Origin of the sequence: Micromonospora tarensis, from assembly GCF_016803395.1 — a bacterium.
GTDB classification, from domain to species: Bacteria; Actinomycetota; Actinomycetes; order Mycobacteriales; family Micromonosporaceae; genus Micromonospora; species Micromonospora tarensis.
The window spans coordinates 1-2,338 of the sequence record NZ_JAEVHL010000446.1 but is presented as its reverse complement, the minus strand read 5'-3'; the positions used below and the strand labels follow the sequence as shown (position 1 = coordinate 2,338).

Here is a 2,338-nt window from a genome sequence, read left to right as displayed (position 1 = left end):
TTGGTGGCCCGGCCGTGGCGGCGGCTGACCGGGCCGGACGGCGTGGACGGGCTGGCCGCGCTGTCGCCGGACGAGCGCTGGCACGCCGTTCGCAAGGAGGGCAAACAGGCCCGGTACGCGGTCAACGCGGTGGCCCCGGCGGTCAGCAAGGGCGCGCGCCGGCTGTCCCGCGCCCTCGCTCGGGTGCAGGACGTGCTCGGCGAGCACCAGGACGCGGCGGTGGCGGCGGAGACCTGGCTGGAGATCGCCGCCGAGCGGCCGGACGACCACGACCTGGCGGTCACCGCCGGGCGGCTGGCCGAGCGGGAACGCGAGTCGGTACGCCGGATGCGGGCACTCTTCCCGGCCGCCTGGCACCGGGCGACCCGGCCCCGGCGGACCAGTTGGCTGCCGTGACGGGCATCCGCGCGGCGGGCGGGGTGGCCTGGCGGCCGTCCGCCGACGGCGTACGCGTCTGCGTGGTGCACCGCCCCCGCTACGGCGACTGGACGCTGCCGAAGGGCAAGCTCGAACCGGGCGAGCCGGCCCTGGCCGCCGCGGTCCGCGAGGTGGCCGAGGAGGCCGACGTGCGGGGTGTGCCGCAGGTCCGGTTGCCGTCGGCGCGGTACCGCAGCGAGGGGCAGGCCAAGCTGGTCGACTACTGGTCGATGCTCGCGGTGGCCAGCGGCGGTTTCCAACCCGGCACCGAGGTGGACGACATCCGCTGGCTCCCGGTGGACGACGCCATCCGGCTGGTCAGCTACCCCCACGACGCCGAGGTGTTGGCGGCGTTCGCCGCGCTGCCACCGGTGACGGCGACGGTCGCGCTGGTCCGGCACGCGCACGCCGGTAAGCGGGCCACCTGGTCCGGGCCGGACGTCGGGCGGCCGCTGGACGCCGAGGGGTGGGCGCAGGCGTCCACGCTGGCCGGGCTGATCGTCCTGATCCGACCGGGGCGGCTGGTGTCGGCGTCGCCGCGACGCTGCGTGCAGACTCTCGACCCGGCCGCCACCCTGCTCGACCTGCCCATCGAGGTGTGCGGGGACCTGGACGAGCCGCAGCCCGGCCAGCAGAGCGACGAGCGGAGCCTGGCCACCGCCGCGCGGGTGCTGGAGTTGGCCGGGGCCGGTGGGCAGGTGGCGGTGTGCACCCAGGGCAAGGTGCTGCCGGGTGCCCTGGAGCAGCTGACCGGCCGTTCCGACGAGGACTTCTCCACCCCGAAGGGCGGCGGGTGGCTGCTCGCCTTCGCGGCCGACCGGCTGCTGGCCGCCGACCGGCTGTAGACCCGCCTGAGCGGTCGGCCACCGGGTCAGCGGGGTGCTGGCAGGGTCAGGGTCACCACGACCGGCAGGTGGTCACTGGCCGTGCTACGCGGCGCGCCCGGGTCGCTGGGAGTCAGCTCGGGTGAGACGAGGATGTGGTCGATCTGCTCGTGCGGGTCGTCGCCGGGCTGGTTGCCAGCGGTCGGGCGGCGGCCAACGCGTCGACCAGCCCGGCGGCCGTGAACTGTGCGAACGCCTCGTCACCCGGCTCGGTGTTCAGGTCGCCGGCGACGACCAGTGGCCGGCCGGCGGCGTACCCGGTGGCGAAGTCGGCGACCGCGCGGGCCTGGACCACCGGTCCCCGGCCGGGTGGCGGTTGCAGGTGGGTGCTGACCACGGCGGTCCGGACGCCGTCGCCGAGGTCCAGCGTGACGGCGAGCGCCTGCGCGCCGGTGGGCGCCCCGACGGCCGGCAGCGGGAGGCTCCGCGCATCGCTCACCGGCCAGTGGCTGAGTACCGCGTCACCCCAGACGGGGTCGGCGGCCGGACCGAAGACGTACGGCATGCCGAGCCGGTCGGCCAGCAGGTCGAGGGTGTCGTGCCCACCGTTGAGCAGCCAGGCCCGGTCCACCTCGCTCAGCAACACCACGTCGGGCCTTCGTTGCTGGAAGGTCCCGGTCAGCCCGGTCAGGTCGAACCGACCGTCCAGCCCGAAGCCCATCCGCACGTTGTACGCCACCACTGTCAGCCGCTCCGGTGGGCCGATTCGGTTGCTGGCAACCGGCACCTGGTCGGCGAGCACCGGTGCCAGCAGCGCCAACGCGGTGACCGTGGCGGCGGTCCGCAGCGGCGGAAACGGCCCGGGAAGCCGGTGCACGACGGGCCGGGCCCGCAACGCCACCACGGCGACCAGCCCGGCCACCACGACGGGCACCGCCGCGTTGGGGTAGCCGAGGTCGTAGGCGGAGTAGTACCCGACCGCACCGAGGGCGAAGACGAGCATGCCGGCGGCGACCGCGTAACCCCGGCGGACCGCCGCGTCGCCGGGGTCGGCGGCGGGGCTGGCGCTGGTGGGGTCACGGTCCGGGCCCGCCGGG

3 protein-coding genes are annotated in these 2,338 nt (G+C 75.9%); 2 read left to right on the top strand and 1 reads right to left on the bottom strand.

What is annotated here, in order from left to right; all coding sequences use genetic code 11:
- A partial coding sequence (locus tag JM949_RS35310; RefSeq protein ID WP_203152388.1) for a CHAD domain-containing protein occupies positions 1 to 396 on the top strand: 396 nt, incomplete at its 5' end.
- The gene (locus tag JM949_RS35305; protein WP_203152387.1) at positions 384 to 1,262 is read left to right on the top strand and encodes an NUDIX hydrolase; all 879 of its coding nucleotides are present in this window, start codon (positions 384 to 386) and stop codon (positions 1,260 to 1,262) included. The genes JM949_RS35310 and JM949_RS35305, both read left to right, overlap by 13 nt.
- A 112-nt stretch (positions 1,263 to 1,374) precedes the next feature.
- Here the strand turns inward: JM949_RS35305 and JM949_RS35300 are convergent.
- Positions 1,375 to 2,338, bottom strand: a 964-nt coding sequence (locus JM949_RS35300) for an endonuclease/exonuclease/phosphatase family protein (RefSeq protein ID WP_238434453.1), incomplete at its 5' end; no start/stop codon positions are given.